This window comes from Novosphingobium sp. AP12, assembly GCF_000281975.1.
Lineage (GTDB): Bacteria > Pseudomonadota > Alphaproteobacteria > Sphingomonadales > Sphingomonadaceae > Novosphingobium.
Window position 1 is genome coordinate 1 of sequence record NZ_AKKE01000069.1, and the last position, 25,570, is coordinate 25,570.

Here is a 25,570-nt window from a genome sequence, read left to right on the forward strand (position 1 = left end):
GGCTCGGGGAGCCACGGCGCGCGGCTCTGCATGAGTTCGACGCGGGCGAAGGGAAGCTGGCTCTCGGACTTCGAGCGCACTTCGATGTCGACGGTATTGCCGGGGATCAGCACCGGGCGCAGCTGCCGCCCCCTGCCCCCCGCGACATAAGCCGCGACGAGGCCATGCTCCGCCGTCATCAACCGCGCAATGACGGCAGTCTCACCATGCGACAGGGCGGCGCAGACGACGGCGGGCGCGCGAAAGTGCATCGCCGCCGGACGGGGATCAGTTGGGGGTGTTGAGCTTCGCTTCGAGCGCGTCGAGGCGGGCCTTGAGCGTTTCCAGCTCGCCGCGAGCCGTCGAGGCCATGTCCTTCACCGCGTCGAATTCCTCGCGGCTGACGAAGTCCATGTCGCCCATGAACTCCTTGACGCGCTCACGCGCGCCGTCGCGCGCCTCGCGGCCGACACCGGCCAGCGTACCGGCGGCGCTGTTCATCATCTTCACGAAATCGGCGACGAAGGGGTTTTCGCTTTGCATGATGCCTAAATGGAACTCCCGCGCGCCGGACGCAAGGGGGATCAGATCTCGAAGCGTTCCACCGCGCCCGAACGCTGCACGCCGTCCATGCCGGGATTCTCGCGCAGGATCGCGAAATTGAGGTAGGTCGCGAACACCAGCCACACGAGATAGGGCAACAGCAGCGCCCCCGCGACCGGCCGCACGCGCCAGAACAGGACAGTGGTGGCGATCGCCGCCAGCAGCATCGCCACGATCACGATCAGCGCGACCGACATCAGGTGCATTCCGAAGAACACCGGCGACCATGCGAGGTTGAGGAGGAAATGCGCGCCGAAAACCGCTGCCGCCACGCCCCGGTCCCGCGCGCCGCGTGCCGAGAGAACCAGCGCCAGCGCCGTGCCCATCATGAGGTAAAGGACCGTCCAGACGATCCCGAAAGTCGCGGGCGGCGGATAGCCGGCGGGCTTGACCAGCTCGGCGAACCAGGGGTTTTCCGGCCCGCTCTGGGACAGGGTGCCCGACAGGAATCCGAGCAGCACGACGAGGGGAACGCAAACGAGCAGCCACCGCATGAAACCGGCACGCAACTGGCCCGACGAGGCTAGCAGGTTCATGGGCGCGAAAATCTCCGAATCGACGGCCGGACAGCGGCCTTTCGCGGTTTGTGGAACGGCGCAGGCCCGGGCGCAATCGTTGGCAGTAGCCTAGCCTTCACGTTGTGCCGAAACGAGAAACTCCACGTTTCCTTCCGGACCCTTGATCGGGCTCTCGACGATTCCCTGGATGACCCAGCCCTCACCCTCGAGCCAGTCGCGAACTTCGCCGCAGACCCGCTCGTGCAGCACAGGGTCTCGCACGACGCCGCCCTTGCCCACTTCGGCGCGCCCGACCTCGAACTGCGGCTTGATGAGGGCGACCAGCCGGCAGCGCGGCGCGGCGAGACGCAGCGGCACCTCCAGCACCTTGGCGAGGCCGATGAAGCTGGCGTCGCACACCACCCAATCGCAGGGCGCATCGATCTCGGCGGGCGTGAGGATGCGGGCGCTGGTCTGCTCGAGCACGGTGACGCGCGGGTCATTGCGCAGTTTCCACGCGAGCTGGTTGGTGCCCGAGTCGACCGCGAAAACCCGCACCGCACCGTTCGTCAACAGCACGTCGGTGAAGCCCCCGGTCGAGCTGCCGATGTCCATCGCCGTCGCGCCCGAGGGATCGAGCCCGAAGTGCTCGATCGCGTGGGCCAGTTTAATTCCGCCGCGCGAGACCCAGGGATGGTCGCGGCCGCGGACCTCGAGCGGCGCGTCGCCCCTGAGGCTCTGGCCCGGCTTGGCTATCTTGCTCTCGCCTGAGAAGACGAGGCCCGCGAGCACCAGAGCCTGCGCGCGGGTGCGGCTCTCGGCCAACCCCCGGTCGACCAGCATCTGGTCCACGCGCGCCTTGGCGGGCTTCTTTTCGACAGGACGGGGCTCGGATGGGTCGGTCATGGGCCAGTGCGCACTTGAGATGGGCCGCGCGTCATTCCATACCGGGGGCATGAAGGCAAATCCGCGCGTCCGCGCCATCGTTTCCCGCTTCCCCTCCACGGCGGCCATTTCCTCCTCGCTCCTTGCGGGAATGCTGGCCGGCTGCGTGCCGCCGCCGCCCACCATGCCCTCCCCGACGCCGACGGCCGCGCCGGTACCGCCCCAGCGTCCTGCACCTGCGCCGCCGCTCTCCGCCGACTGGCGCGACGCACCGATCACGCCGGGCGACTGGACTTACGCCGCCAATGCAGGAGGCTCGGTGGCGAGTTTCGGCGGCGGCGTGTTCAGCATGCGCTGCAATCCGCAGGCCCGCACCGTCAGCCTCATCCGCGCGGGCACGCCCCGCTCGGCGTCGGTCTCGATGGGCGTGACGACCTCGAACACCAGCCGCGCTCTCACCGGCACCGGCGCCTCGGCCGGCATCGAGGCAACCCTGCCCGCGCGCGACCCGCTGCTCGACTCCATGGCGCTGAGCCGGGGCCGTTTCGTGATCGCGGTTACGGGAGAGCAGACACTCTATGTGCCCAGCTGGACAGAGGTGACTCGCGTGGTCGAGGACTGCCGCTAGGCCCGCTGCGGCCGACCCGCACAGCGCTCATTCTGGACTGTGGAAAAATCCGGCCAGCAGTCCCGCTGGCTGCCTCTAAACCCGCTTCAAAGCTGGGTAAATGCGGGCCGGAAGCGAAGATCATGACGGCAAAAAAAATCATTGCAAGACTTGTTGTGCGGTGCGGAATGAGCCACATTTTCATCAGGACAACGGGACCCGGGAAACGCGCCCGGGAGTTACCGAAGTCCTCGCCGCTTCAGTGCGGCAAACCTGGCTCAACAGCGCGAAAGGAGGTGATCCGATGTCTCATGGTTCAGCAGAGAGGTCGGCAATTCCCGTCGCGGAGCATTATCGCTATTCCTGACTAGCGATAAAGGCTTCGCTGGCGGCACTTCCCGGCCGCTGACCATGCGAAGGGCCGTACCGGAACTCCGGTGCGGCCCTTCTCATTTGGGCCGGACCAACTCACGGCCGCTCAAAATTACGGGCTTTCCCGTAAGCGCCCGCTATCCCTGCACTATCTCGCCAGACTGCCATTGCAGGACAGGATTTCGCCGTCCCAACCTTCGTGCTACACCCGAAGCGACGAGAAGCAATGTTGCTTTAGGGTTGCGATCTACGACATTTTCGTTCAACGGCGCATCCTGATCGCAGTTATAGGAAGTTCGTTCGATGGCGAGTCTCGCCGATACCGGCCTGTCTTTCACCACTCTTGCCCACCCTGCCCCGACCAGCGCCGAAGCGCGCGGCGCGGTACTCGCGAACCCCGGCTTCGGCACCAACTTCACCGACCACATGGTGACGATCGAGTGGACCGAGGGGCAAGGCTGGCATGACGCGGTAATCGGCCCGCGCCAGCCCATCGCGCTCGACCCGGCGGCGGCCGTGCTGCATTACGCGCAGGAAATCTTCGAGGGCCTGAAGGCGTACAAGCAGGCCGACGGATCGATCTCGCTGTTCCGTCCCGAAGCCAACGCCGCGCGCTTCAATCTCTCCGCGCAGCGCCTTGCCATGCCCGACCTGCCCGAGACGCTGTTCGTCGAGGCCATCGAACGCCTCGTGGCGCTCGACCGGGACTGGATCCCGGAAGGCGAAGGCAGCTCGCTCTACCTGCGCCCGTTCATGATCGCGACCGAGGCGTTCCTCGGCGTGCGCCCTGCCCGGCAGTACAAGTTCATCGTCATCGCCAGCCCGGCGGGCAACTACTTCAAATCGGGCGCGCCCGCCGTCTCGATCTGGGTCAGCGACTACACTCGCGCCGCGCCCGGCGGCACCGGCGCTGCCAAGTGCGGCGGCAACTACGCCGCCAGCCTCGTGCCCCAGGCCGAAGCGATCGCGCGCGGCCATGACCAGGTCGTCTTCCTCGACGCCGCCGAGCACAAGTGGATCGAGGAACTGGGCGGCATGAACCTCTACTTCGTGTTCGACGACGGCACCCTGCTGACCCCGGCGCTGACCGGCACCATCCTGCCTGGCATCACGCGCGACAGCCTGCTGACGCTGGCGCGCGAGGAGGGCCTCAACGTCGTGGAAGGTCGCTACAGTCTCGACCAGTGGCGTGAAGACGCCGCTTCGGGCAAGCTGGTGGAGACGTTCGCCTGCGGCACCGCCGCGGTCGTCACCGCAGTCGGCAAGGTCTCGGGCCGTGACGGCGAGTTCACCGTCGGCACCGGCGGCCCCGGCCAGCTCACCGGCAAGCTCAAGAACCGCCTCGTCGCCATCCAGCGCGGCGAAGCACCCGACACCCATGGCTGGATCCGCAAGATCGGCTGAGAATACCGTCGTCCCGGCTTGATCGGGACCGCTGGCAAGGCCGCGCCGAACTCTCGGCTGGGCTGATGCAAGGGCTGGCCGTTCGAGAGCGGCCGCCTTCAGAATACACAGCGGTCCCGGCCTTCGCTGGGACGACGACCTCCCCTCAATACTCACCCTCGCCCACGGTGTTGAACTGCGGGTGGAGGCGCTTCCATTCATACATCCAGTCCATGCCTTCCCGCGCGCGCACGAGGTCGTCGTCGCGCGGCGCCAGGGCCAGCGCCGCCTCGCGCGCGACTTCGGGCAGGACCGAGGTATCCCAGCCCTGCTGCTCGACCTCGTCCGCCAGCGCGCCGGCTTCCGCACGTCGCAGCATGACCGGCAGGCGCTCGCGCAGCGCGGCGGTCACCCAGGGGATCATCGGGCCGTTGACGTCGGGGTCGTAGCCCCACAGCACGTTGTGGCCCGGTCCGTTGAGGATGTAGTGGTAGTGCAGCACTTTCCCGAAGACGTCGAAGCGCAGGTATTCCTCGTCGCGCGCGGCGTTGAAGACGTGGATGCTGGGGCCGCGCACCATGCGCTGCGGACTGTCACCCAGAGCTCGCGCCTCCACCGCGATCGAGACCAGTCCCGCGTCGAACCACCGCGCGTGGCGCTCGACCATCGGGATCAGCATGAATTTGTGATGCTGGCCGCGGATCGTCTCCACGGTGCGGTTGCCCAAGGGCGCAGCGGGCGGCGGCGTGGCCAGCGAGGTGGCGGTCATGGTGCAATTCTCCCGTTCTGCGGCCCGATTGCGGCTCTTCTGGACAGGGCCTGATTGCACCCCCTGAGGACCCCCGAGTCAATCATACGGGCTTGATCGAACGTCCAGACGACGCGCCCTTGCTGCCGTGCGGATAGCTCCCTGTCCGCCCTTGTCGGCGCACAAGTGCACACCTACCTGTGGGCGGCAATTCCCTCTCCCCAAGGAGCACCCCCCGCATGGCCGATCTCACTTACACGCCGCCCAAGGTCTGGACCTGGGACAAGGCCAACGGCGGCCAGTTCGCCAACATCAACCGCCCGGTTTCCGGCGCCACGCACGAGAAGGACCTGCCGCGCGGCAAGCATCCCTTCCAGCTCCACTCGCTCGGCACGCCCAATGGCCAGAAGGTCACGATCCTGTTCGAGGAACTGCTCGCGGCCGGCTACTCCGACGCCGAATACGACGCCTGGCTGATCAACATCGGCGACGGCGACCAGTTCTCCTCGGGCTTCGTTTCGGTCAACCCCAACTCCAAGATCCCCGCCCTGCTCGACTACTCGGGCGGCGAGCCGGTGCGCGTGTTCGAATCGGGCGCGATCCTGTTCCACCTGGCCGAGAAGTTCGGCGCCTTCCTGCCTGGCAGCGGCCCGGCGCGCACCGAATGCATGTCGTGGCTGATGTGGCAGATGTCGACCGCGCCGCTGATCGGCGGCGGCTTCGGCCACTTCTACGCCTATGCGCCCGAGAAGTACGAGTACCCGATCAACCGCTACGCCATGGAAACCAAGCGCATCCTCGACGTCGCCGACAAGCGCCTCGGCGAAACCCGCTACCTGGCGGGCGATGACTACACGATCGCCGACATCGCCGCTTATGGCTGGTTCGGCGCCTTCGTGCGCGGCGATGCTTATGGCGACGCCGCGACCTTCCTCGACGTGCCGAGCTACACGAATCTCGTGCGCTGGGGCGAGGAACTCGGCGCGCGCGAGGGTGTCCGGCGGGGCCGCATCGTCAACCGCAAAGGCGAGGGCCTCGTGCCCGAACGCCACAGCGCGGCCGACATCGACATTGTCCTCAAAGGCTGACCGACCTGCCGGCGCTGGATAACTCGGTCCAAAGGGCCTTTTCAGCGCCGGTATAAGCCGCTAAGCGGCGCCTCTCCCGTGAGGCCGCACAAGCGCGGCCGATCCGCTGGGGCGTCGCCAAGTGGTAAGGCACCGGTTTTTGGTACCGGCATTCGCAGGTTCGAATCCTGCCGCCCCAGCCAGCACTTCACCGCCGACAAGGGCGAGAGGAGGACCAATGACCGCATCATCCGCAATACAGGATACGCGCGACCACTTCGCTCATTGCATCCAGGTGTTTGGCGGCACGACCGCTGCCTCGCGCCGGCTCGGCATCGACGAACGGGCGCTCCGGCGGTTCGTGAATGGCGACCTGCCGATCAGCGCCCGCCTGCTGGACGACACCGCCACGGCATTGCGTGCCCTGATCGCGGAAGCGACTGCGGCGGAAACGGGCATCGCGGCGCTCGACACGAGCGATCCGCAGAGCAAGCCGGATTAAACCGGCCCACTCTCGAATCACCCGACCTTGGGCTTGTCCGGCGACCACGGCAGGAACAGGAACAGCACCGCGCCCACCGCGATCGAGCCCGACACCGCGTAGAGGAACGGTGCGAAGCTGTCGTAGGCGGCGAGCGTGCGGCTGATCGCCAGCGCGCCCAGCGCCGAGGCGAAGAAGCTCACCGTGTAGACCAGTCCGAGCGTCGTATTGTAGATTCGCAAGCTGAAGTAGCGCGCGACGAGGTACGAGATCAGGTCGCTCTCCGCCCCCACGGCGAGGCCGACGAGGAACATCGCGCCTCCGATCACCGGCACCGAATCGTGGTTGGTCCCCAGCACGAAGAAGCCGAGCGCGGGCAGCACCATGGACAGGCTCGTCACCAGCGGAGTCGCGAAGCGGTCGAGCGCGAGCCCGCAAGCGATGCGCCCGATCACCGTGCCGGCTGCGTAGACGGTGACGATGTTCGCGGCGGTCTGCGCAGAGATGTGGTTGTCGACGAGCATGAGGTTCATCTGCGAGGCGTGGAGCGGCGTCTGCAGCAGGCACAGGAACATCGCGGCGAAGATGGTCCAGAACACGGGACTGCGCAGGATCATCGCGTAGTCTCCGCGTGCCGGACGGTGAAGTTCGGCAGTGACGGGCAGGTCGGGCAGGTTGGCCCCCGGCCCCGCCTCGTGCCCCGGCCCGGTGCCCTTCGGGATCATCCGCACCGCCGCGAGCCCGGCGAACAGCGCGATCGCGCCGAGCACGAGATAGGCGCTTCTCCAGCCTATGGCCTCGATCCACCAGTTCGTGAGCGGCACCAGCGCCATCGCCAACAGCGCCGGCACGCAGTTGACGATCGTCAGTGCTAGGCCGGTCGCCTTCTCGAAGTTCTCGGCGATGAGGCGGGTGTAGACGAGCGTGCTGGTCAGGCTGCCGACCGCCAGCGTCGCGGTGGAAGCGGCGAGGAACCAGGCGAAGCTGCCGTTCTGCGTGGCATAGCCGATGAAGCACAGCGGGATCGCCAGCGTGCCTAGCAGCGCCATGCGCCGCACGCCGAGCTTGTCGGTGAAGCGGCCGACGAAAGGCAGGATGAAGATCGTCGTCAGCATGGTCAGCCCGACGAGCGCGAACTGCGACCGCGACCAGCCGAACTCGCGCACGAGGTGCGGCGCGAAGGCGCTGTTGGTGTAGGCGAACAGCGGCAGGCTGGTGCCCGACCCCAGGCTGGCAGCGATCAGCGGCCGCATGTTGCGGCGCAGTTCGCCGGTGTAGCTAGACGACATCATCGCTCTCCCCAGTGCCCGGCGGTTGTCCCGCAAGGTCGTATTGTTGTCGAACCGGCGGGGCGATATCGTCGCGGTTTCTAGCCCAGCGCCTTCGCGAAGCCGATCCGCCCTGCCCGCTCCTCCTGGTGGAGCGAGACGAGGTCGAGCTGGAACACCATGTCCTCCATCGGCGTCTGGACGCGCGGGTTGCCGGTCCAGAACACCACGCGGCAGGTGCGTTTCTCGATCCGCCAGCCCTCGGGAGTGCGCACCAGGCTATCGTCGTAATAACCGGTGCCGTCCCACACCGGAGGATCACCCGCGGCATGCCGGACAAGCCGCCAGCTCCCGTAAGTATGGGCCGAGGCGCGGTCGCCCGCCACTTTGACGAGGTGGTTGGTCATCATGTGCTGGGTGGCGTCGAACAGTTCGTGGAACGCGCCGAAGTCGGCCTTGAACCGCTCACGGTCGGTCCAGCTGGAGGTCGGGCCGTAGTCGGCGTCGACGCCGGGCGTGAATATCCGGTCGAACAGGTCCCAGCGGCGGGTGTCCATGGCGAACCCGTATAGGTTCAGCAGTTCGACGATGTCCTCGCGGTCGGCCATGGCGGTTCCTTTCAGCGCGGCAGCGAGACGGTGGCGGTGCCCTTGAGGATCGTCGCGCCTTCCTGCGTGGTCATGCGGGTCTCGACCGTGACGACCGGCAGGCCGAAAGCGCTGGTCTCCTGCTTGTCGACCACCGTGGCGTCCACATAGGTCACGTCGCCTTCGAAGGCGGGGCTGCGGAACTGGGTCTTGGAGTGCCAGATAAAACCGTCGACCCCGGCCCAGTAGGCCACCGTATCCAGGTGCCAGGCGTTCATCGACGAGCCGTAGCCATAGACCCCGCCCATGCCGACCTTCTCGCCCTTCTCGGCATTGATATGGCCCGAGCTGGGGCCGTGGAACAGGCCGTCTCCGTGGCGCGGATCGATCTTGCGGGCCTCGAAGTCGTAGGACATGTCGTCGGCGAAACCGGCGTCCTCGGTGGCGGGATCGTAGACGCCCTCGGGCACGTTCCAGCGCCATGTCCCCCAGATGTTCTGGCGGTGCGCGCGGCATTCGAGCGCGAAGGTCACCCGGCTGTGCGGACCGATCACGCGGCGCGGCAGCGGGTCGCCGACCTTCACCTCGCTCCACAGCGGCGAGACGCCCGAGCGCCCTGCCCTGATCCAGTCGAGCCGCACCTTCGCAACTTCCTCGAGCTCCGAGCGCGACCAGAGCTTGGGCGGCACGTTGCCCTTGTCGTACACCTTGCGCTTGGCCGCCTCCTCCACGAGGTAGCGGATCGAAGTGGCCCGCTCCTTGGCGACGAGGGCGCCGTGCTGGTTGCGGTGGACGGTGTCGCCGTCGGCGAACATCGTCGGCCCGGCAAAGCTTGTGTCGGCGATCTTGTACCCCGCGAAGCTGCGCTCCTGCGTCAGCTTGTCGCCGGGGCGGACGGGGGTGCCGTAGAACCACCACTCCTCGCCCGCGAAGATCAGGTGCGACCCGGGGATCTTGCCCACGCACGAGGGGTGGCAGCCGTGGCCGTAGTCCATCGCCACGGTGAAGCTCTGCGGCGCGACGATGCCGCCGAACCTGCTCGCCCGGGCGTACTGCTCGTCCCAGTGGAGCGGGTTGGCATAGTCCATCGCCTGTACCCAGCGGCGGATGTCGGTCGCGTTGCAGGGGTCGTAGAACTCCGCGAAGATGACGGGCTTGCCCACCCACTTGTCGACATCGCTGGTATCCAGGGTGACGTCACCTTCGGCCATCGTTCATCCGTCCCGTATCGTTGAGCTTCGCTCTTTCGCGGCGCCATCCAAGGCGCGCTCGCCCGCAGGCGCAAGAGCATCGGCAGCGCGTGCAAGCGCGATTGCCGATGCGGACCAGTGGGGATCGCGCCGCCTCCGCAGGGGCGATACTTGCAGTGGGTTAGCATCGTCGTTTCGACATCTGTCCACTCCCTGCGGTAGCGAGGCCAGCATACGATTCGAGCAGAGTTCGGGGAGACACATTCCAATGCAGATCGACAACAGCCTCGCAGCCATCGTCACCGGCGGCGCCTCGGGTCTCGGCCGCGCCAGCGCGCAGGCTCTGGCGGACGCGGGCGTCAAGGTCGCCATCTTCGACATCAGCGAGGAAGCCGGTGAGGCGTTCGCGGCCGAGATCGGCGGCGTCTTCTGCAACGTCAACATCATGGACGAGGACAGCGTCGAGGCCGGCTTCGCCAAGGCCCGCGCGGCCCACGGGCAGGAGCGCATCGTCGTTCACTGCGCGGTCGTGGCCGGCGGCGGCAAGACCGTCTCGTTCGACAAGAAGACCGGCGCGTACAAGCGCACCGCCACCGAGCAGATTTCCAAGTCGGCCGAGGGCATCTTCACCGCCTCGTACCGCGTCGCCTCGATCGCGGCGCTGGGCATGGCCAATGCCGACCCGCTCAACGACGACGGCGAGCGCGGGGCGATTATCCTGACCTCCTCGGCTGCGGCGCAGGACGGCCAGGTCGGCCAGGTCGCCTACGGCGGCGGCAAGGGCGCGGTGAACGCCATGGTCCTACCGATGGCGCGCGACCTCATGGACCTCGGCATCCGCGTCAACGCGATCATGCCCGGCACGTTCGCCACCCCGCCGATGCTGCGCGTCAAGGAGCACGCGCCCGAGGTCTACGACAACCTCGGCAAGGCCGTCCCCTTCCCCCGCCGCCTCGGCAAGCCGGAGGAGTTCGGGTCCTTCGTACTAGAACTGGCGCGCAACACCTACTTCAACGGCCAGTGCATCCGCCTCGACGGCGCGATCCGCATGCCGCCGAAGTAAAGGCGCCTCGCATAGACATCGGGAGGGGCCGCGCCGTCAGCGCGGCCCCTTTTCGTTGCCCGGCTCAGGATTCCCGAGGGAGCGGACGGCTGTCGTAGATCAGATAGCTCAGCTGCGTCTCGGCGATCCGCCAGCGGCCGTCGGCACATCGCCGATACCGTTCGCGGTAGTGGCCGTAGCCGGTGTGCCCGGTCTCGCCGACGGCAGCGCGGCGGTTATCGGCCATCTCGACCCGGTCGTTCATCGCCCAGACCACGCTGGCGCCGTTTCCATCCGCGTCGATCGCGATTTCGGGGTTGTGGACGTGGTGCGCGGTGCGGGCATGCTCGATGGACCCGCGCACGTAGCGGATCGCCTCGTCGCGGCCCTCCACGCGCTTCCCGCCGGCGGGCGAGGTATCGAGCACGAGGTCGTCGACGAAGCAGTCCGCCCAGCCGTCCCAGTCCTTGGTGTCCATCAGACGGCAGTACCGCGCCTTGGTTTCGCAGATCGCGAGCCAGTCGGAAAACGCGATGGTCATGGTTTACCTCCCCTCATTGTCGCTCAGGTGATCGTGAAGCCGCCGTCCACCGCAAGCACCTGATTGGTGACGCGCGCGGCCATCGGGGTCGCGAAGAACAGCACGGCGGAGGCAATGTCGCGCGGGGTGCAGGTGCCGAGCGGCGGGCGGCGGTTGCCGGGGCCGACCGGCGGCGGGCCTTCAGCGCCGATCGCTCCGGGCGTGCCTACGCCGCCGGGCAGCACGGTGTTGACGGTGATGCCATGCTCCGCAAGCTCGAACGCTGCCGAGGTGGTGAGCGCGGCGATCGCGCCCTTGCTCGCGGTGTAGGCGGCGAGGCCCTGCACGAACTGGCCGACGAGCCCGGACGAGGCGCAGTTGACGATGCGCCCTCCAGCGCCGCCCGCGATCATCGCGCGCGCGACTTCGCGGATCATCAGGAACGGTGCGCGCGCGTTGACGGCGTTGATCCGCTCCCAATGCGCGGCAGTGGCATTGAGCAGCATCTCGCGGTGCTGGAGCCCGGCGTTGTTGACGAGCAGCCAGGGCGCGCCGTGCCGCCCGACGACCTCGGCGCAGGCCGCGACGATCGAGGCTTCGTCGGTGAGGTCGACGGCGACGAAATCCGCCGCCGCGCCCTCTTCGATCCGGGCGCGCGCACCGCCCTCGTCGCGGTCGGTGATGACCACGCGGGCGCCGGCTTCGGTGAGCACTTCGCAGATGCCCGCGCCGATGCCGCTCGCCCCGCCGGTGACGAGCGCGACGCGGCCCGCCAGATCGAATGCTGCGCTCATTCATCCACTCCCCGTTTCGGCGGGGAGTGGATCTCCCCTGCCTCAGTCCTGCGCGACCGGAAGCCAGACGGCGCTGGCCGAGTCGCCGCCCCAATGTATCGTCTCGGTCGCCTTCACATAGTCCCCAGGCTTCGCTTCCATGATGGACGGCACCCAGCTCTGCGGGTTGCGGTCGTAGAGCGGGAAGAGGCTGGACTGGACCTGCACCATGATCTTGTGGCCCGGCAGGAAGACGTGGTCGACGTTGGGCAGTGCCCACTTGAAGTCGTAGACCTTGCCCGGCTCCAGCGGCTGCGGCTTGTCGAAGCCGCCCACGTAGCGGCCGCGGAAGATCTCGATGCCGATGCCCAGCTGGTAGCCGGCCATCGTGGGGTCGGCGCTGTTCTCGGCCGGGTAGACGTCGATCAGCTTGACCACGTAGTCGCTGTCGCGCCCGCTGGTCGCCGCGCGCAGGTCCACCTTGGGTGCGCCCTTGATGTGCAGCGGCTTGTCGAGCACGCCGGTCGAGTAGCTGAGCACGTCGGTGCGCCCGTCGACGAAGCGCTGGTCGTGGACGAGCCAGGTCTTCCACTCATCGCCCGACATGGTGATCGGGCGCGGCAGCATCGGCACGGGCTTGGCGGGGTCGGAGACGTAAGCGTCGGTGCCCGCCTGCGGCTTGCTCCACGACAGGCCGGAGTTCGCAGCCAGATACAGCGGTGTATAGGTGCCCGCGGGCCACTGCTGCGACACCTCCCAGCGGTTCTCGCCGGTCGCATAAGTCAGCACCGGCGGCGTGTCGCAGGCCGGCGCGTTGGTCTTGAGGTGGCAGTCGAGGAACGGCTTCATGTACTGCTTGCGGAACTGCAGGCCGGTGTCACCCTCCCACTTCAGGGGCCCGAGCGAGCGCGCCTCGTAGTTCACCTGGGAGTGACGCCACGGGCCGATCACCAGGCTCACGTTATCGGCGCCGTTCGCCTTGAGCGCGTGGTAGACCGCCGGCGCGCCGTAGCTGTCCTCCTGGTCCCACTGGCCGACGACGAGCATGGTCGGCACGGTCAGCTTGCGCGCGCCCAGCAGCTTGTCGACCGCCTGGCCCTGCCACCATGCGTCGTAGCTCGGATGCTCGAGCACCTTGCGCACCACCGGCAGGTCGGTGAGACCGTAAGCCTTGGCATAGTCCATCGCCGAGCCGACCGAGAGGTAGTGCGAGTAATCGTCGCCGGTCCCGCGCGGGACCGAGCCGCCACCCTTCTTGACCGTCTGGCCGAGGTCGTAGTCGAGGCCCATGGTGCGGAAGGCGCCGTTGTGGAACCAGTCGTCGCCCATCCAGCCGTCGACCATCGGGCTCTGCGGCACCGAAGCCTTGAGCGCCGGGTGCGGATCGACCAGCGCCATCAGCGAGGTGAAGCCAAGGTACGACGAGCCGGTGATGCCGACCTTGCCGTTGCTCTCCTTCACGTTCTTCACCAGCCAGTCGATCGTGTCGTAGGCGTCGGTCGCGTGATCGACCTTGGTCTTGTTCAGCGGACCGCGCAGCGGGCGGTTCATCACGTAGTCGCCCTCGGACCCGTCGAGCCCGCGCACGTCCTGGTAGACGCGGATATAGCCGTCGTTGACGAACTCGGCGTCGGCGACGGGCAGGATTTCCTCGATCTTCTGGCTGCGGTTGCGGCTGGTCATCCCGTCCGCGTTGTAGGGGGTGCGGCTGAGCAGGATCGGGCCGTCGGTGGTGCCCTTGCGGTAGACGATGACGGTGTAGAGCTTCTTGCCGTCGCGCATCGGCACCATCACGACCTTGCGCACGTAGTCCGCCTGGGGGCGCACCCAGTCGTAGGACTTCACCTGCTCGTTCATCATGGTGTCGGTGGGAGTCGCCCCGTCCTGCGCGGCGGCAGCGTGGGGCACGGCGATGGCGAGCGCGAGCGAGGTCAGTGCCAGGCTCGCGACGTTCCTGGTCTTTTTGTTCATGGCGCTTGGGTGCCCCGGCGACGGGAGCGGGTCAAGAGGCCAGGCGTGCGCCAGATGCGATGGATGTGGAGGATCGGGACGGCGCCCGGAGGGACCGTCACCCGGGGGAAGCTCCTGCCCATTTCTCCGGATGGATTGCGTGTCATCCCCGCCGCTAGGCTGCCTGCGGACTGCCGCTGGCGAGGATGACGTGTTGATACAGAGTAGCACGGCCGGACATCCTGCCCTCGGGCTCGCCTCGCGCAACCCTCCGGCGGCGAGCCCGGAGCAATCCGCCCGCAATCTCGGCATCGATGCCTTGCGGTATGGGCTGGCGTTCCTGGTCGTGTTGCTCCACGCCCTGCCCGGCGATCCCGAGCCCGGCTGGGCCGTGACGACCCAGTTCGCCTGCCGGGCGGCCGTGCCGTTCTTCTTCGTCACGAGTGGCTATTTCCTGCCGCGAGCGCCGAGCCCGGCCCTGGATTTCGTGCGGAAGACGGCCATGCGGATCGTGCCGGTCTACGCGCTGTGGATGGCCATCTACTTCCTGTATTTCACGCTCAACCCGGTCGGCACGCTCATCGCCCGGCCGCAGGACCTGATTTCCGGAGGCGGGGCGTTCCACCTCTGGTTCCTGCCTGCCCTGGGTTTCGGAATGGTATCGGTCGGACTGGGCATGCGGATCGCCGGCCCTTGGGCCACCGGCCTTGCCTGCCTCGGACTTGCGGTGATCGGCATCGCCACCAGCAGCTATGCGCCGTTCATCGATCCTGCCATGGAGCCGCGGCGCGGCGGGCTGCTGATCGCCCCGCTGCTCATCTTCGCCGGCCACATGGCCGCGCTGCACGGGCTGCGCATGAAGCCTCTCCACGCCGCTGGCCTGTTCGCTGCCGCCAACCTGCTGGTAGCGGCCGAGGAGCATTTTATCCGCGCTGCCACTCAGGCGACCCAGCTCGCAAGCCATGACTTCGTGGCATCGACGATCCCGCTCGGCATGTCGCTGTTTCTCGTCGCGCAGTCGCTACCGGCGAGCCGGCTGATCACGGCATGCGCCAGCTTCGGCAAGCTGAGCCTGGGCATCTATGCATCCCACCTCATGATCCTGCTGACGCTCTCCCGCTTCACCGACAGGGCCACTGCCCCGGAGGCTTTCGCGCTGGCGCTCGCCACGTTCCTGGCCGCGACCGTACTGGTTCTGGCCATGCGCCGGTCCAGACGGCTGGCCCGGTTCGTCGGCTAGCTCCTCAGGCGACCTTCAGGCGCCGTCGCATCGTCGCCTCGTCCATAATCGGCGTGCCGCGCAGGTGGCCGAGGCGTACGCCCGTGCAGGTCATCTTGAAGTGGGTGAATTCCTCGTACCATTCGAGGCCATCGGAGGACTTTCCGCTGATGTCCTCCCACAGCGCGATCGTCTCGGCGCGGGTGCCCATGCCTTCGAGGTAGGCACCGTGGCTGGAGGTCCTGCCGTGCATGGTCTCGGCCAGCGTGCAGAACCATGCGAGGTCGTGCAGCGCGCCGCCAAGCGAAGGCTGCTCCCAGTCCATCACCGCGACCACCTTGAAGTCCTCGTCGAACATCATGTTGCCGATGCGCGCGTCGCCCCAGACGAGACCCTCGGGATCGTGCGCGGGCTTCTCCGCTTCCAGCCGAGCCAGCGCATCGCGCAGCACCGGCTGCGGCGCCGTTTCCTCGAGCCATGCGGTGAAGCGCTGGTACTTGTCCCACTCCTGCGCCCAGCCCTGCGGGGCGTGGTCCGGGCCTTTGAGGAAGCCGACCTTGGAGACTGGTACGCGCTGGATCAGGGCGAGTTGCTCCACCGCGCCCTCCCACAGGGTCCGGCGCTGCGTGGGCGTCGCGTCTCGCAGCCAGCCTTCGCGCGCATAGGGCGGGATCGAGACGGGCACGCGGCCCTGCTTCTTCTCCATCACGAAGAAGGCGTTGCCGAGGATTTCAGGGTCTTCCTCGAACCACAGAGGCCGGGCGACCCGGACCTCCCCTTCTTCGGCGAGGAGCTTCATCACCTGGTACTGCTCGTCGAACAGGTTGTCCGGGAAGACGGTGAAGCTGCGGGGCTTGATGCGCACGACGCATCCCTGCGCGTGTTCCCGTCCGCCTTCACTCCAATGCGCGTCGAACAGCACCGTCTCGTGGCTCTGCCCGGCGCCGCGCGGATAGGCGAGGTTGGTGATGGTGATGCCGCTCGCGCCGGGCAGCTTGCCCGAAAGCCAGTGCGCCAGGCGCCCGGCCAGTTCCTCAAGATCCCGCGTTTCCGGGGCAACGATCACGTCCGACACAGCCACTCTCCCGCTTTTCGCCGACGTCGCCGCATAAGTTCGACATGGCGAATTTGTTTTCGCCTATTTGATATGACGACAACAAGGCGGGGTCAAGCGAAGCGCACCTCGCCCGAGCGGGATTTCAGGAGTGGAAAGTCTAGCTCAGTCGGCCTCGCCGCGGCCGGACAGGAAGCCGGAGATACGCTCGCAGGCGGCGGCGAGGCGTTGGCCCGCGTGGTTCACCGCATCGCCATCCATCGCGCCGTGAAAGCCCGCCATCACCAGTGCCATCATCACCCGGTTACGGGCGTCGTAGATGGGCGCCATCACCGCCATCAGCGGATACGTCCGGCCCGGCTCGATCGTGACAACGGGGACCACCGGCGGGTCTTCGGTGCCCGAGCGAATACCGGCCTCGTCGGCGCCGGGGCGGCGCACGAGCGCGGTGAAGCCATTGCTCCGGGCGAACTCCAGCCCGGCACGGAACTGCGCGGTGTTCTCGTCGTCCAGCGGCGGGTCGGCGCGGGCGATCCAGGCGTCGGCCTCGCGCGGCGAGCGGGCGAAGAAGGTGATGGCCTGGATCCAGCGCAGCGGCATGCGGGTGCCCAGCGGCACCGGGTAGCCGATGTGGCTGAGCGAGGCTGCGCGCTCACGCAGGTGGATGATGTCGCCTTCGAGGAAGTAGGCGCCGCAGACCACGTCGAACTCGTCGGCAAGGCTGCGCATCTCGGGCTGCGCGACCTGCAGCGGCGAGAAGTGGTCCGCCGCCGTGCGCCCGATCGCCGCGAGCGCGGGGCCGAGCACGTAAGTCTTGTCTGTGGTGCGATAGAGATAGCCGACGTCGACCAGGCCGGTCAGCAGCGCATGGCACGTCGCCCGGCTCAGCTTCAGGGCGCGGACGAGGTCGGTGAGCGCGAACGCCTGCCCCGGATGGTCGGCGATGAAGTTGAGGATGGCGGCCACGCGGGCAACGCCGGGAGAGGAACGCGACATGGGCTCTTTCGCTATTTCGAATAGCCGGGCCTAAGGGCAACGCTCCCCGTTCGTCAATAGACACAATTGTTCATTGGGGCGAATTTGGTGGGCGATTTGTCAACGCCCCAGCCGCTCCTCCATCAGCTTCGCCACCTCGCGCCGCGCAACCTTGTTGGAGTGCAGCAGCGGCACTTCCTCGCGCGACAACTGGACGTAGGCGCGTGGCACCTTGTAGCCCGACAGGCGGCGGCGAAGTTCCGTCTCGATCGCGGCGAAGTCGAGCGCCGCTCCGTCGCGCGGGACCACGGCGGCGACCAGCAGCGAGCCGCGTTCCTTGTCGGGGATGCCGACCACGTAGGCGCTGTGGACGCCGTCCAGCGACTGCATCTCCATCTCCACCTCGGCGGGCGAGACGTTGGAACTGGCGACCTTGATCATGTCGCCCCCGCGCCCGACGAAGTGGACGCGGCGACCCTCGGCGCGGTCCTCGATCGTGCACATGTCGCCGGTGCGGTAGTAGCCGTCGGGGGTGTAGTGCTCGGACCGTTCGATCTTGTGGAGCCCGCTGGCGATCGGGTAGCCGCGCACCTGCATCTCGCCCACTTCGCCGGCGGCGACGGGGCGGTGGTCGGTATCGGCGATGCGGATCTCGTAACCGGGGCCGAAGTGGTCCATCGGCGCGCAGACCGGGTAGCCGGGCGCGCGGAAGTCGTCGCCCCACGAATAGGGCCCGAGCGTCTCGCTCATCCCCAGCCCCCACCAGGGCTTAGGCCCCCGGATCAGCGCAAGGTCCTCCTCTGCAAGCACGCTGCCCATGGCGAAGCGGCTGTTGGACAGCGTGCGCTCGGTGCAGACGACCACCGATCCCGCCTCGAGCCCGGGGACGAGGTACATCATCAGCCCGCCCACCCAGAACATCGGCAGCCTGCAGGGCACCCGCTTGCCGAAGTGATGACCGATCATGGCGCGCATGGTGTGGCTGCGGAACAGCACCGGGCCATGGGCATGGCGCACGCCCTTGGGCAGCGCCATCGAGCCGGAGGTGTAGATCTCGACCATCTGGTCGGTGGGGTGCACTTCCGATTCGATCTCGGCCAGCAGCGCCTCGTCGACGGTGGCCGCGGCATCGGTGAGGAACTCAAGGCCTGCGATGCACGAGGGCAGACCCTGCCCTTCCGATACGATCCAGCGCAGGTACGGCGCACGGGACACGCGCAGCGCACCGCTTTCCTGTCCGTCCAGCTCGGGCAGCGCGTCGACGATGCGCTCGGCGAAGTCCTTGCCCAGCATGGTGCGCTGGAGGATTACGCCCTGCACGTCGCTCTGGCGCAGTACGCGGACGAGTTCGTTCGCGCGGATCATCGTGCTGATCGGCACCGCGATCGCCCCGATCCGACTGATCGCCGCCAGCGAGACCGCGAACTCCGGCCCGTTGCCATGCACGAAGCCGACCCGCGCGCCCTTGCCGATGCCGCGCGCCAGCAACCCGCGCGCGACCAGGGCCGAACGCTCGTCGAGTTCGCGGTAGGTGATCTGGGAGACGACATCCTCGCCGTCCTCGAGCACCACGGCGACGGCATCGCCGTAGGCGGCAGCGGCGGCGCGGATGAGCTGCGCGAAAGTGGTGGCCTTGCCGGGCGCGTCGGCGCCGGGCGTCTCTAGGACCGATGGGGCGGTGTCGCTGCTCACTCTCTCGTTCCCTCTCTCGCCCACCTTGGTGCCCTAAGGGCCCGGCGGTGCTTCGCGTTCGTCCGACGATGGAAAGCAGCGCGCCGCTTGTCCATCCTCCCCACTTGGGGAGTGGGCCAACAATTCGATATTTCAAACTTAGCGTCGATATTGAGGATTATCAACGCGAGCGCAACGAAGTTTGCGTGCCTCAGGCAGGATACCGCGCGGGCGTCGTCAACTCTCGGCGAAGGTGTAGGGCTGGGCGGCGCGCCGATAGTCGTCGGCCAGCACGTCGCGGCCGATGGGCGGCACCGAGCGCGCCGTGCATTCGGCGCGCTGGCACAGTCGGCAGGTCACGCCGATCGGGGTCGAGGGTGCGGCGGCAGGGTCCACGCCCCGCGCATAGACCAGCCGCTCCGCCTGCTCCGCCGCGCAGGCGAGCGCCACGGCGCGCAGCACGCGGGGGCCGCCGTAGCCGGTCGCTCCGCCCGTGACGGTACGCGCGATCGAGAAGAAGCGTTCGCCGCCGGGCAGTTCGAGCCACTGCGTGACGATCTCGCCCGGGCGGCGGAAGACCTGGTGGACGCTCCATAGCGGGCACCCGCCCCCATGCGCGGCGAAGGGGAAGCCCGCGCCGTCGAGCCGCTTGGAGACGTTGCCCGCCTCGTCCACGCGGATGAAGAAGAAGCCGACGCGCTCCTCGCGGGGGCGCTGGAGCGTGGTGAGGCGGTGGGCGACCTGCTCGAAGCTGGCACCGAACAGGGCGCAGAGGGCGTCTATGTCGTAGCCCCGCTGGTCCGCCGCGCGGGCAAAGCGGCCGTAGGGCATGACGATCGCGGCGGCGGCATAACCTGCCAGCGCGCGCAGCAGCAGCGTGGCGGTTGTGCGGCTGGAGAAGCTGTCGGCGCGGATCGCCTGCTTGATCTCGGCGCGCAGCGCGGTGTGCGCGATGTGGGTAGCGATCTGGAACGCACGGCTGGCGGCGTCGAGCGTGTCGGCGATCAGCAGTTGCTGGTTGTGGCGGTCGAAGCGCCGCAGCGAATCGACGAGGACATCCGGCGGCAGGAAACGGACCCGGACGCCCTGCTCGGCGAGCCAATCGGTCGCCCCGCCCGCCTTGTCGATCTCGGCGGCAAGGTCCTCGGCGCGGCTGTCGAGGGCGTGAAAGTAGTTGCGCGCACCCGCCAGGAAGCGCTGGGCCTCGCGCACGGGTTCGTTCTCGTCCGCCATCGGCCCGGCGGCGCGTTGCTCGGCGAGCGCCTGCGCCTCGCGTGTATAGGCCTGGTGCAGGCGCAGCAACGCTTCGGAGACGCCGGGGAAGCTGGTGGCAAGGTCGGCCACTTCGAGCGCGGGCAGGTCGATGTCGGCGAAGATCGGATCGCGCAGCACTTCGGTCAGGCGGCGGGCATAATCCGTCCCGTCGTCGCCCGCGATCTCGGCGATGTCGAGGCGGTAGGTCCGCGCGAGGCGCAGCAGCATGTCGGCGGTGACGGGGCGCTGGTTACGCTCGATCAGGGCGACGTAGCTGGGCGAAATTTCGAGGTCGTCAGCCATCGCCTGCTGCGTCAGGCCAAGTTCACGGCGCAACCGGCGCAGGCGCGGGCCGAGGTAGAGAGGACGGTTTTCTGCCATTGTCGTGCAAGTTTGTCAGGACCACACAACTTTACAAGGAATATCTGTCAAGTTTGACAACAGCACCTCGGCAGCAGTTCCGCACTGCAGCGAGGGCGACTACCTCGGGTTCATCGAAACTCAATCTTCCTCAAGGGGAACCCGTACCGTGACCTACCAGAGCAAGATCATCGAAGCCGGCAAGACGATCGGGACCGAGACCCACTGGAACGGGATCGAGGCCGAGTCGGTCGCCCGTATGCGCCTGCAGAACCGCTTCCAGACCGGCCTCGACATCGCCCGCTACACCGCGAAGATCATGCGCGAGGACATGGCCGCCTATGACCGCGATCCCGCCAACTACACCCAGTCGCTGGGCTGCTGGCACGGGTTCATCGGCCAGCAGAAGATGATCTCCATCAAGAAGCACTTCGGCACGACCAAGGGCCGCTACCTGTACCTCTCAGGCTGGATGGTCGCCGCGCTGCGTAGCGACTTCGGGCCGCTGCCCGACCAGTCGATGCACGAGAAGACCTCGGTCCCCGCGCTCGTCGAGGAACTGTACACCTTCCTGCGCCAGGCCGATGCGCGCGAGCTGGGCATGATGTTCCGCGAACTCGACAAGGCTCGCGAGGCCGGCGACGAGATGGAGGCCAAGCGCCTCGAACACGCGATCGACACCTATGAGACGCACGTCGTGCCGATCGTCGCCGACATCGATGCGGGCTTCGGCAATGCCGAGGCGACCTACCTGCTTGCCCGCAAGTTCATCGAGGCCGGGGCCTGCTGCATCCAGATCGAGAACCAGGTCTCGGACGAGAAGCAGTGCGGCCATCAGGACGGCAAGGTCACGGTCCCGCATGAGGACTTCATCGCGAAGATCCGCGCGGTCCGCTACGCCTTCATGGAACTGGGCGTCGACGACGGCGTGATCGTGGCGCGCACCGACTCGCTCGGCGCGGGCCTGACGAAGCAGATCGCGTTTACCCGTGAAGCGGGCGACATCGGCGACCTCTACAATGGTTTTCTGGACTGCGAGGAGGTCGATACCTCGGCGCTCGACCACGGCGACGTGCTCATCAGCCGCGACGGCAAGCTGATGAAGCCGCGCCGCCTGCCCAGCAACCTCTACCAGTTCCGCGTCGGGACCGGCGAGGACCGCTGCGTGCTCGACTGCATCCACGCGCTCGAGAACGGCGCGGACCTGCTGTGGATCGAAACCGAGAAGCCGCACATCGGCCAGATCGGCGGCATGGTCCGCCGCATCCGCGAAGTGATCCCGAATGCCAAGCTGGTCTACAACAACTCGCCCAGCTTCAACTGGACGCTGAATTTCCGCCAGCAGGTCTACGATGCCTGGCAGGCGGCGGGAGAGGATGTCTCGGCCTATGACCGGGCGCGCCTGATGAGCGTGGACTACGACGGCACGCCGCTCGCGGACGAGGCCGACGAGCGCATCCGCACCTTCCAGAAGGACTCGGCGCGCGAGGCGGGGATCTTCCACCACCTCATCACGCTGCCGACCTACCACACGGCGGCGCTGTCGACCGACAATCTCGCCAGGGAATACTTCGGCGAGGCCGGGATGCTCGGCTACGTGAAGGGGGTGCAGCGCGAGGAAATCCGCCAGGGCATCGCCTGCGTGCGCCACCAGAACATGGCCGGCTCCGACCTCGGCGACGACCACAAGGAATACTTCGCCGGCGAGGCCGCGCTCAAGGCCGGCGGCGCGCACAACACGATGAACCAGTTCGCTGCCTGAGGCAGCGGGGGAATCAATTCGCTGCATAACAGGATTGGATGGAGCCCCGGGGATGGTCCCGGCTCCAGGGGAAGCAACCCGCAAGCAAGGAAAGGAATGAGCATGACCACCATGACCGCCGAACCGGCCCGCGCCCGCGCGGTGCTCTCGAACGAGGACTTCAAGCTGCTGCAGGAAGCTGTCCTCTACTATCTCAAGGCGCACGAAGATGATCCGATCTCGTCCAAGTATTCCAACCTCTATCATCGCCTCGGCAGCGCCACGCGCCGCTGACGCGCCGAGGTAATTCGAGTTTTCCTGGGGAGGAAAGCTTGGCCCGTCGCACGTCGTGCGGCGGGCCATTTCATATGATTACCACCGTTGTGGACCCACTTCCGCGCCAGTGGATGTAATCGTTTCAAAGCCCGTTAAATATTGCCGCGATAAAGCGGCCGTCATGAGCGGACTGGGCGCAACACACTTTCTTCAGGTCATCTCCTGCGTAAGGGACCAGCACCGACCGGAAATGGTTCTCCTCGCCATGCTCGCCTGCGGGCTGGCGGCGGGCAAGGCCATGTCGCTGATGCCCCTCGCAGTTTCGGCGCGAGGAGCGACGCGGCGCCGGCAGCAGCGCGGGTGGTGCCTGCTCGCCGGGCTGATGCTCGGCTTCGGCGGCTGGGCCGCGCACTTCATAACGATCCTGGGATACGACAGCGGTTACGTGGCGGGCTACTCGCTGACGATGACCGCCGCGTCGCTGGCGGTGGGCGTCGTCGGCTCTCAGGTGGCGCTGTGGTTCGCGGTGCGCTCGCGCAGCCTTGTCGGCCGCGCCTCGGCCGCGCTGATGCTGAGCGCCGGGCTGGCCGCAATGCACTACACCGGCATGGCGGCGCTGAGGGTTCCGGCGCTGCTGCGCTGGGACTGGCACCTCGTCGCCGCGTCGGTGCTGCTGCCGGTCATGCTGCTGCACCCCGCGCTCTACATCGCCCTTCGCGCGCGCAGGAACCTGCAGGTCTTCGCGGCGACCGTGCTGGTATCCTCCGCCGTCCTCGTGCTGCATTTCACGGGCACCGCCGCGCTCAGCTTCATTCCCTCGCACATATCGTCGGACCGGGGCATCTCGGTGCCGCAGGAGGCGCTTGCCGCCTGGCTGTCGGTAGCGTCACTTGTGATCATGACGGTGAGCGCCTTCGCCCACCAGCTGCGCGAACGCAGCCACGCCGCGCGGCAGCTGGGCGAGCGGCAGTTCTCGATGCTGGTCAAGGGCACGTCCGACTACGCGATCTGCATGCTCGACCGCAGTGCCCGCGTGGCGCAGTGGAACGCGGGCGGGCTCTCGCTGATCGGCTACGACGAGGACGAGGCCATGGGCCTGCCCTTCGCGCGGTTCTTCACCGACGAGGACCGCGCCGCCGGCCGCCCCGCCCTCGCCATCGCCGAGGCCGAGGCCAACGGCATCGCCAAGGGCCAGTGGCTCTGCGTGCGCCGCGACGGCTCGCACTTCTGGGCGCACGGCACGGTCGAGATACTGTGCGACGAGGACGGCGTGGTCATCGGCTATTCGCTCATCACCCGCGACATCACCGAAATCAAGCGCGCACAGGATGCTCTGGCCGCGAAGACCGACCAGATGGACACCGCGCTGGAGCACATGAGCCAGGGCCTGTGCCTGTTCGACGCCGAGGAGCGTCTGGTCTTCGCCAACCGCGCCTTCTACGCCATCTGGAACATCCCCGAGGACCGCTGCCAGCCGGGCACCACGCTGTCGCAGCTGGCTTATGCGGGGTTCTTCTCGACCGAGTACCGCCCCGCCGAGACGCTCGACATGATCCGCAAGTCAGTGGCCCGCGCCCAGGCTTCGGGCGGCAACCCGACGTGGAACCTCGATTTCAGCGAGGACCTCGTGCTCGCCGTCAGCGAGCGGCCGGTGCCCGGCGGCGGCTGGATCGCGACGTTCGAGGACATCACCCGCCAGCGCCGCTCCGAGGCGAAGATCGCGCACATGGCGATGCACGATGCGCTGACCGGCCTGCCCAACCGCGCGCGCTTCTACCTCGGCCTCGACGAGATGATCGCGCAGGGCGCCCAGACCGGCGAGAAGGTCGCCGTCGTCGCGATCGACCTCGACCGCTTCAAGGAGATCAACGACACCTTCGGCCACGCTTCCGGCGACCGCCTGCTGCGAACCCTGGCCGAGCGCTTCATCCTCACCCGCCGCGATGGCGAATCGATCGCCCGGCTCGGCGGCGACGAGTTCGCGGCCGCCGTCCGTTTCACCCGCCGCTCCGAGCTGAACGACTTCATCGCCCGCATCCAGGGTTGCATCACCGCGCCCGTGCCCGCGCCCTTCGACGACGGCGGCCAGCCGCTGCTCGTCGGCGCGAGCCTCGGCATCGCGGTCTGCCCCCAGCACGGCACCACGCGCGAGACGCTGCTGAACAACGCAGACCTCGCGATGTACCGCGCCAAGGCAACGCTGGGCGAGGCCGTGTGCTTCTTCGAGGCCGGCATGGACGAGAGCGCGCGGGAGCGCCGCCAGCTCGCCAACGACCTGCGCCAGGCCGCCGCGCGAGGCGAACTGAGCCTGCTCTATCAGCCGCAGCGCTCGCTGCGCACCGGCACGCTGGCCGGCTACGAGGCGCTGCTGCGCTGGCACCACCCGCGCCGCGGCCTCGTCCCGCCGGACGAGTTCATCCCCATCGCCGAGGAGACCGGCGAGATCATCCCGCTCGGCGAATGGGTGCTGCGCCAGGCCTGCGCCGAGGCGCGGACGTGGCCCGGCGAGGAAAAGGTCGCGGTCAACCTCTCGGCCGTGCAGTTCCTCCAGCCCGACCTCGTGGAGATGGTGCGCGCGATCCTGCTGGAGACGGGGCTCCCCGCGCGCCGTCTCGAACTGGAAATCACCGAGACGGCGATCATCCACGACAAGCTGCGCGCGCTGCATTGCCTGCGCGGGATCAAGGCGATGGGGGTCAGCGTCGCGATCGACGACTTCGGCACCGGCTATTCCTCGCTCAACACCCTGCCGTCCTTCCCGTTCGACAAGATCAAGATCGACAAGTCGTTCCTGCTGAAGTCCGAAGCCAGCGCCCAGGCCCGCGCCATCATCCGCGCCGTACTGGCGCTCGGCCGCAGCCTCGACATCCCGGTCCTTGCCGAGGGGATCGAAACCGAAGGCCAGCTCCGCGTGCTGGAAGCGGAGGGCTGCGACGAGGGACAGGGCTACTACTTCGGCCGCCCGGCCCGCGCGCCCAGCCTCGAAGGGGCGGAGGCGGCGGAAGGCGGTTAAACTTTCGTCACAGTCCCGTTTACCATGGACGGAAAATTAACTCCCTCGCCGATAC

General features: G+C 67.6%; 24 protein-coding genes and 1 tRNA gene. 10 read left to right on the forward strand and 15 right to left on the reverse strand.

Features of this window, described 5'->3' with window-relative positions; all coding sequences use genetic code 11:
- The 4 genes from PMI02_RS12075 to PMI02_RS12090 all read right to left on the reverse strand — a co-directional run.
- Window positions 1-251, reverse strand: a 251-nt coding sequence (locus PMI02_RS12075) for a recombination protein O N-terminal domain-containing protein (RefSeq protein WP_007682981.1), incomplete at its 3' end; no start/stop codon positions are given.
- Between the two features lie 16 nt (window positions 252-267).
- Window positions 268-522 carry an accessory factor UbiK family protein gene (locus tag PMI02_RS12080; RefSeq protein ID WP_007682985.1) on the reverse strand — a complete coding sequence of 85 codons (255 nt, stop codon included), beginning with the start codon at window positions 520-522 and terminating at the stop codon, window positions 268-270.
- Window positions 523-563: 41 nt separating this feature from the next.
- The gene (locus PMI02_RS12085) at window positions 564-1,118 is read right to left on the reverse strand and encodes a TspO/MBR family protein (RefSeq protein WP_007682987.1); all 555 of its coding nucleotides are present in this window, start codon (window positions 1,116-1,118) and stop codon (window positions 564-566) included.
- 90 nt (window positions 1,119-1,208) lie between these two features.
- Window positions 1,209-1,985, reverse strand: a complete 777-nt coding sequence (locus PMI02_RS12090) for a TlyA family RNA methyltransferase (RefSeq protein ID WP_036503595.1) — start codon at window positions 1,983-1,985, stop codon at window positions 1,209-1,211.
- 49 nt (window positions 1,986-2,034) lie between these two features.
- On the opposite strand from PMI02_RS12090, the gene PMI02_RS12095 reads away from it, so the two are divergent.
- Window positions 2,035-2,592, forward strand: coding sequence for a hypothetical protein (locus PMI02_RS12095; RefSeq protein ID WP_052025529.1), 558 nt, complete (start codon window positions 2,035-2,037; stop codon window positions 2,590-2,592).
- A gap of 654 nt (window positions 2,593-3,246) precedes the next feature.
- Window positions 3,247-4,347, forward strand: a complete 1,101-nt coding sequence (locus tag PMI02_RS12100) for a branched-chain amino acid aminotransferase (protein ID WP_007682992.1) — start codon at window positions 3,247-3,249, stop codon at window positions 4,345-4,347.
- Between the two features lie 145 nt (window positions 4,348-4,492).
- On the opposite strand, the gene PMI02_RS25880 is transcribed toward PMI02_RS12100, so the two are convergent.
- Window positions 4,493-5,095, reverse strand: a complete 603-nt coding sequence (locus PMI02_RS25880; protein ID WP_007682995.1) for a hypothetical protein — start codon at window positions 5,093-5,095, stop codon at window positions 4,493-4,495.
- A 218-nt stretch (window positions 5,096-5,313) separates the two neighbouring features.
- Between PMI02_RS25880 and yghU the strand changes: the two genes are divergently transcribed.
- From yghU to PMI02_RS12120, 3 genes are all read left to right on the forward strand, one after another.
- Window positions 5,314-6,162 (forward strand): glutathione-dependent disulfide-bond oxidoreductase, encoded by an 849-nt coding sequence (gene yghU, locus PMI02_RS12110; RefSeq protein ID WP_007682997.1) that lies wholly within the window; start codon window positions 5,314-5,316, stop codon window positions 6,160-6,162.
- Between the two features lie 107 nt (window positions 6,163-6,269).
- A tRNA-Gln gene (locus PMI02_RS12115) sits at window positions 6,270-6,344 on the forward strand.
- A 35-nt stretch (window positions 6,345-6,379) separates the two neighbouring features.
- Window positions 6,380-6,643, forward strand: a complete 264-nt coding sequence (locus PMI02_RS12120; RefSeq protein WP_007683000.1) for a hypothetical protein — start codon at window positions 6,380-6,382, stop codon at window positions 6,641-6,643.
- 17 nt (window positions 6,644-6,660) lie between these two features.
- Here PMI02_RS12120 and PMI02_RS12125 read toward each other — a convergent pair whose 3' ends face one another.
- From PMI02_RS12125 to PMI02_RS12135, 3 genes are all read right to left on the reverse strand, one after another.
- On the reverse strand, window positions 6,661-7,911 hold the full coding sequence (locus tag PMI02_RS12125) for an MFS transporter (protein WP_007683003.1): 1,251 nt from the start codon (window positions 7,909-7,911) through the stop codon (window positions 6,661-6,663).
- Window positions 7,912-7,991: 80 nt separating this feature from the next.
- Complete coding sequence (locus tag PMI02_RS12130) at window positions 7,992-8,498, reverse strand: nuclear transport factor 2 family protein (RefSeq protein WP_007683005.1); 507 nt, start codon at window positions 8,496-8,498, stop codon at window positions 7,992-7,994.
- An 11-nt stretch (window positions 8,499-8,509) separates the two neighbouring features.
- On the reverse strand, window positions 8,510-9,688 hold the full coding sequence (locus PMI02_RS12135; RefSeq protein WP_007683007.1) for a MaoC family dehydratase N-terminal domain-containing protein: 1,179 nt from the start codon (window positions 9,686-9,688) through the stop codon (window positions 8,510-8,512).
- 247 nt (window positions 9,689-9,935) lie between these two features.
- Between PMI02_RS12135 and PMI02_RS12140 the strand changes: the two genes are divergently transcribed.
- Window positions 9,936-10,730: an SDR family oxidoreductase gene (locus tag PMI02_RS12140; protein ID WP_007683008.1), complete on the forward strand. Its 795-nt coding sequence runs from the start codon at window positions 9,936-9,938 to the stop codon at window positions 10,728-10,730.
- Window positions 10,731-10,794: 64 nt separating this feature from the next.
- On the opposite strand, the gene PMI02_RS12145 is transcribed toward PMI02_RS12140, so the two are convergent.
- From PMI02_RS12145 to PMI02_RS12155, 3 genes are read right to left on the reverse strand one after another with little or no spacing between them, the layout of a single operon-like run.
- Window positions 10,795-11,250 (reverse strand): nuclear transport factor 2 family protein, encoded by a 456-nt coding sequence (locus tag PMI02_RS12145; RefSeq protein WP_007683009.1) that lies wholly within the window; start codon window positions 11,248-11,250, stop codon window positions 10,795-10,797.
- Between the two features lie 23 nt (window positions 11,251-11,273).
- A complete protein-coding gene (locus PMI02_RS12150; protein WP_007683010.1) occupies window positions 11,274-12,023 on the reverse strand; it encodes an SDR family NAD(P)-dependent oxidoreductase in 750 nt (249 codons plus the stop codon).
- A 42-nt stretch (window positions 12,024-12,065) separates the two neighbouring features.
- Window positions 12,066-13,973 carry a CocE/NonD family hydrolase gene (locus PMI02_RS12155; protein WP_007683011.1) on the reverse strand — a complete coding sequence of 636 codons (1,908 nt, stop codon included), beginning with the start codon at window positions 13,971-13,973 and terminating at the stop codon, window positions 12,066-12,068.
- 193 nt (window positions 13,974-14,166) lie between these two features.
- Here PMI02_RS12155 and PMI02_RS12160 point away from each other — a divergent pair, with 193 nt between their 5' ends.
- The gene (locus PMI02_RS12160) at window positions 14,167-15,192 is read left to right on the forward strand and encodes an acyltransferase (RefSeq protein WP_036503600.1); all 1,026 of its coding nucleotides are present in this window, start codon (window positions 14,167-14,169) and stop codon (window positions 15,190-15,192) included.
- A 4-nt stretch (window positions 15,193-15,196) separates the two neighbouring features.
- On the opposite strand, the gene PMI02_RS12165 is transcribed toward PMI02_RS12160, so the two are convergent.
- The 4 genes from PMI02_RS12165 to PMI02_RS12180 form a co-directional block, all read right to left on the reverse strand.
- The gene (locus PMI02_RS12165) at window positions 15,197-16,246 is read right to left on the reverse strand and encodes a phosphotransferase family protein (protein WP_007683013.1); all 1,050 of its coding nucleotides are present in this window, start codon (window positions 16,244-16,246) and stop codon (window positions 15,197-15,199) included.
- Between the two features lie 144 nt (window positions 16,247-16,390).
- Window positions 16,391-17,221, reverse strand: coding sequence for an IclR family transcriptional regulator (locus PMI02_RS12170; protein ID WP_007683014.1), 831 nt, complete (start codon window positions 17,219-17,221; stop codon window positions 16,391-16,393).
- A gap of 99 nt (window positions 17,222-17,320) precedes the next feature.
- Complete coding sequence (locus PMI02_RS12175; protein ID WP_007683015.1) at window positions 17,321-18,892, reverse strand: class I adenylate-forming enzyme family protein; 1,572 nt, start codon at window positions 18,890-18,892, stop codon at window positions 17,321-17,323.
- A 216-nt stretch (window positions 18,893-19,108) separates the two neighbouring features.
- On the reverse strand, window positions 19,109-20,506 hold the full coding sequence (locus tag PMI02_RS12180; protein ID WP_007683016.1) for a short-chain fatty acyl-CoA regulator family protein: 1,398 nt from the start codon (window positions 20,504-20,506) through the stop codon (window positions 19,109-19,111).
- A 148-nt stretch (window positions 20,507-20,654) separates the two neighbouring features.
- On the opposite strand from PMI02_RS12180, the gene PMI02_RS12185 reads away from it, so the two are divergent.
- The 3 genes from PMI02_RS12185 (at window position 20,655) to PMI02_RS12190 (ending at window position 25,515) form a co-directional block, all read left to right on the forward strand.
- Window positions 20,655-22,247: an isocitrate lyase gene (locus tag PMI02_RS12185; protein ID WP_007683018.1), complete on the forward strand. Its 1,593-nt coding sequence runs from the start codon at window positions 20,655-20,657 to the stop codon at window positions 22,245-22,247.
- A gap of 102 nt (window positions 22,248-22,349) precedes the next feature.
- Window positions 22,350-22,520 (forward strand): hypothetical protein, encoded by a 171-nt coding sequence (locus PMI02_RS27515; RefSeq protein WP_162130158.1) that lies wholly within the window; start codon window positions 22,350-22,352, stop codon window positions 22,518-22,520.
- A gap of 163 nt (window positions 22,521-22,683) precedes the next feature.
- Window positions 22,684-25,515, forward strand: coding sequence for an EAL domain-containing protein (locus tag PMI02_RS12190; protein ID WP_007683022.1), 2,832 nt, complete (start codon window positions 22,684-22,686; stop codon window positions 25,513-25,515).
- Window positions 25,516-25,570 lie beyond the last annotated feature (55 nt).

What these genes read in the sequence shown, in the direction of transcription:
- PMI02_RS12080 (WP_007682985.1), bottom strand. Translation starts at nt 522, where the DNA reads ATGCAAAGCGAAAACCCCTTCGTCGCCGATTTCGTGAAGATGATGAAC.
- PMI02_RS12085 (WP_007682987.1), bottom strand. Translation starts at nt 1,118, where the DNA reads ATGAACCTGCTAGCCTCGTCGGGCCAGTTGCGTGCCGGTTTCATGCGG.
- PMI02_RS12090 (WP_036503595.1), bottom strand. Translation starts at nt 1,985, where the DNA reads ATGACCGACCCATCCGAGCCCCGTCCTGTCGAAAAGAAGCCCGCCAAG.
- PMI02_RS12095 (WP_052025529.1), top strand. Translation starts at nt 2,035, where the DNA reads ATGAAGGCAAATCCGCGCGTCCGCGCCATCGTTTCCCGCTTCCCCTCC.
- PMI02_RS12100 (WP_007682992.1), top strand. Translation starts at nt 3,247, where the DNA reads ATGGCGAGTCTCGCCGATACCGGCCTGTCTTTCACCACTCTTGCCCAC.
- PMI02_RS25880 (WP_007682995.1), bottom strand. Translation starts at nt 5,095, where the DNA reads ATGACCGCCACCTCGCTGGCCACGCCGCCGCCCGCTGCGCCCTTGGGC.
- yghU (WP_007682997.1), top strand. Translation starts at nt 5,314, where the DNA reads ATGGCCGATCTCACTTACACGCCGCCCAAGGTCTGGACCTGGGACAAG.
- PMI02_RS12120 (WP_007683000.1), top strand. Translation starts at nt 6,380, where the DNA reads ATGACCGCATCATCCGCAATACAGGATACGCGCGACCACTTCGCTCAT.
- PMI02_RS12125 (WP_007683003.1), bottom strand. Translation starts at nt 7,911, where the DNA reads ATGTCGTCTAGCTACACCGGCGAACTGCGCCGCAACATGCGGCCGCTG.
- PMI02_RS12130 (WP_007683005.1), bottom strand. Translation starts at nt 8,498, where the DNA reads ATGGCCGACCGCGAGGACATCGTCGAACTGCTGAACCTATACGGGTTC.
- PMI02_RS12135 (WP_007683007.1), bottom strand. Translation starts at nt 9,688, where the DNA reads ATGGCCGAAGGTGACGTCACCCTGGATACCAGCGATGTCGACAAGTGG.
- PMI02_RS12140 (WP_007683008.1), top strand. Translation starts at nt 9,936, where the DNA reads ATGCAGATCGACAACAGCCTCGCAGCCATCGTCACCGGCGGCGCCTCG.
- PMI02_RS12145 (WP_007683009.1), bottom strand. Translation starts at nt 11,250, where the DNA reads ATGACCATCGCGTTTTCCGACTGGCTCGCGATCTGCGAAACCAAGGCG.
- PMI02_RS12150 (WP_007683010.1), bottom strand. Translation starts at nt 12,023, where the DNA reads ATGAGCGCAGCATTCGATCTGGCGGGCCGCGTCGCGCTCGTCACCGGC.
- PMI02_RS12155 (WP_007683011.1), bottom strand. Translation starts at nt 13,973, where the DNA reads ATGAACAAAAAGACCAGGAACGTCGCGAGCCTGGCACTGACCTCGCTC.
- PMI02_RS12170 (WP_007683014.1), bottom strand. Translation starts at nt 17,221, where the DNA reads ATGTCGCGTTCCTCTCCCGGCGTTGCCCGCGTGGCCGCCATCCTCAAC.
- PMI02_RS12180 (WP_007683016.1), bottom strand. Translation starts at nt 20,506, where the DNA reads ATGGCAGAAAACCGTCCTCTCTACCTCGGCCCGCGCCTGCGCCGGTTG.
- PMI02_RS27515 (WP_162130158.1), top strand. Translation starts at nt 22,350, where the DNA reads ATGACCACCATGACCGCCGAACCGGCCCGCGCCCGCGCGGTGCTCTCG.
- PMI02_RS12190 (WP_007683022.1), top strand. Translation starts at nt 22,684, where the DNA reads ATGAGCGGACTGGGCGCAACACACTTTCTTCAGGTCATCTCCTGCGTA.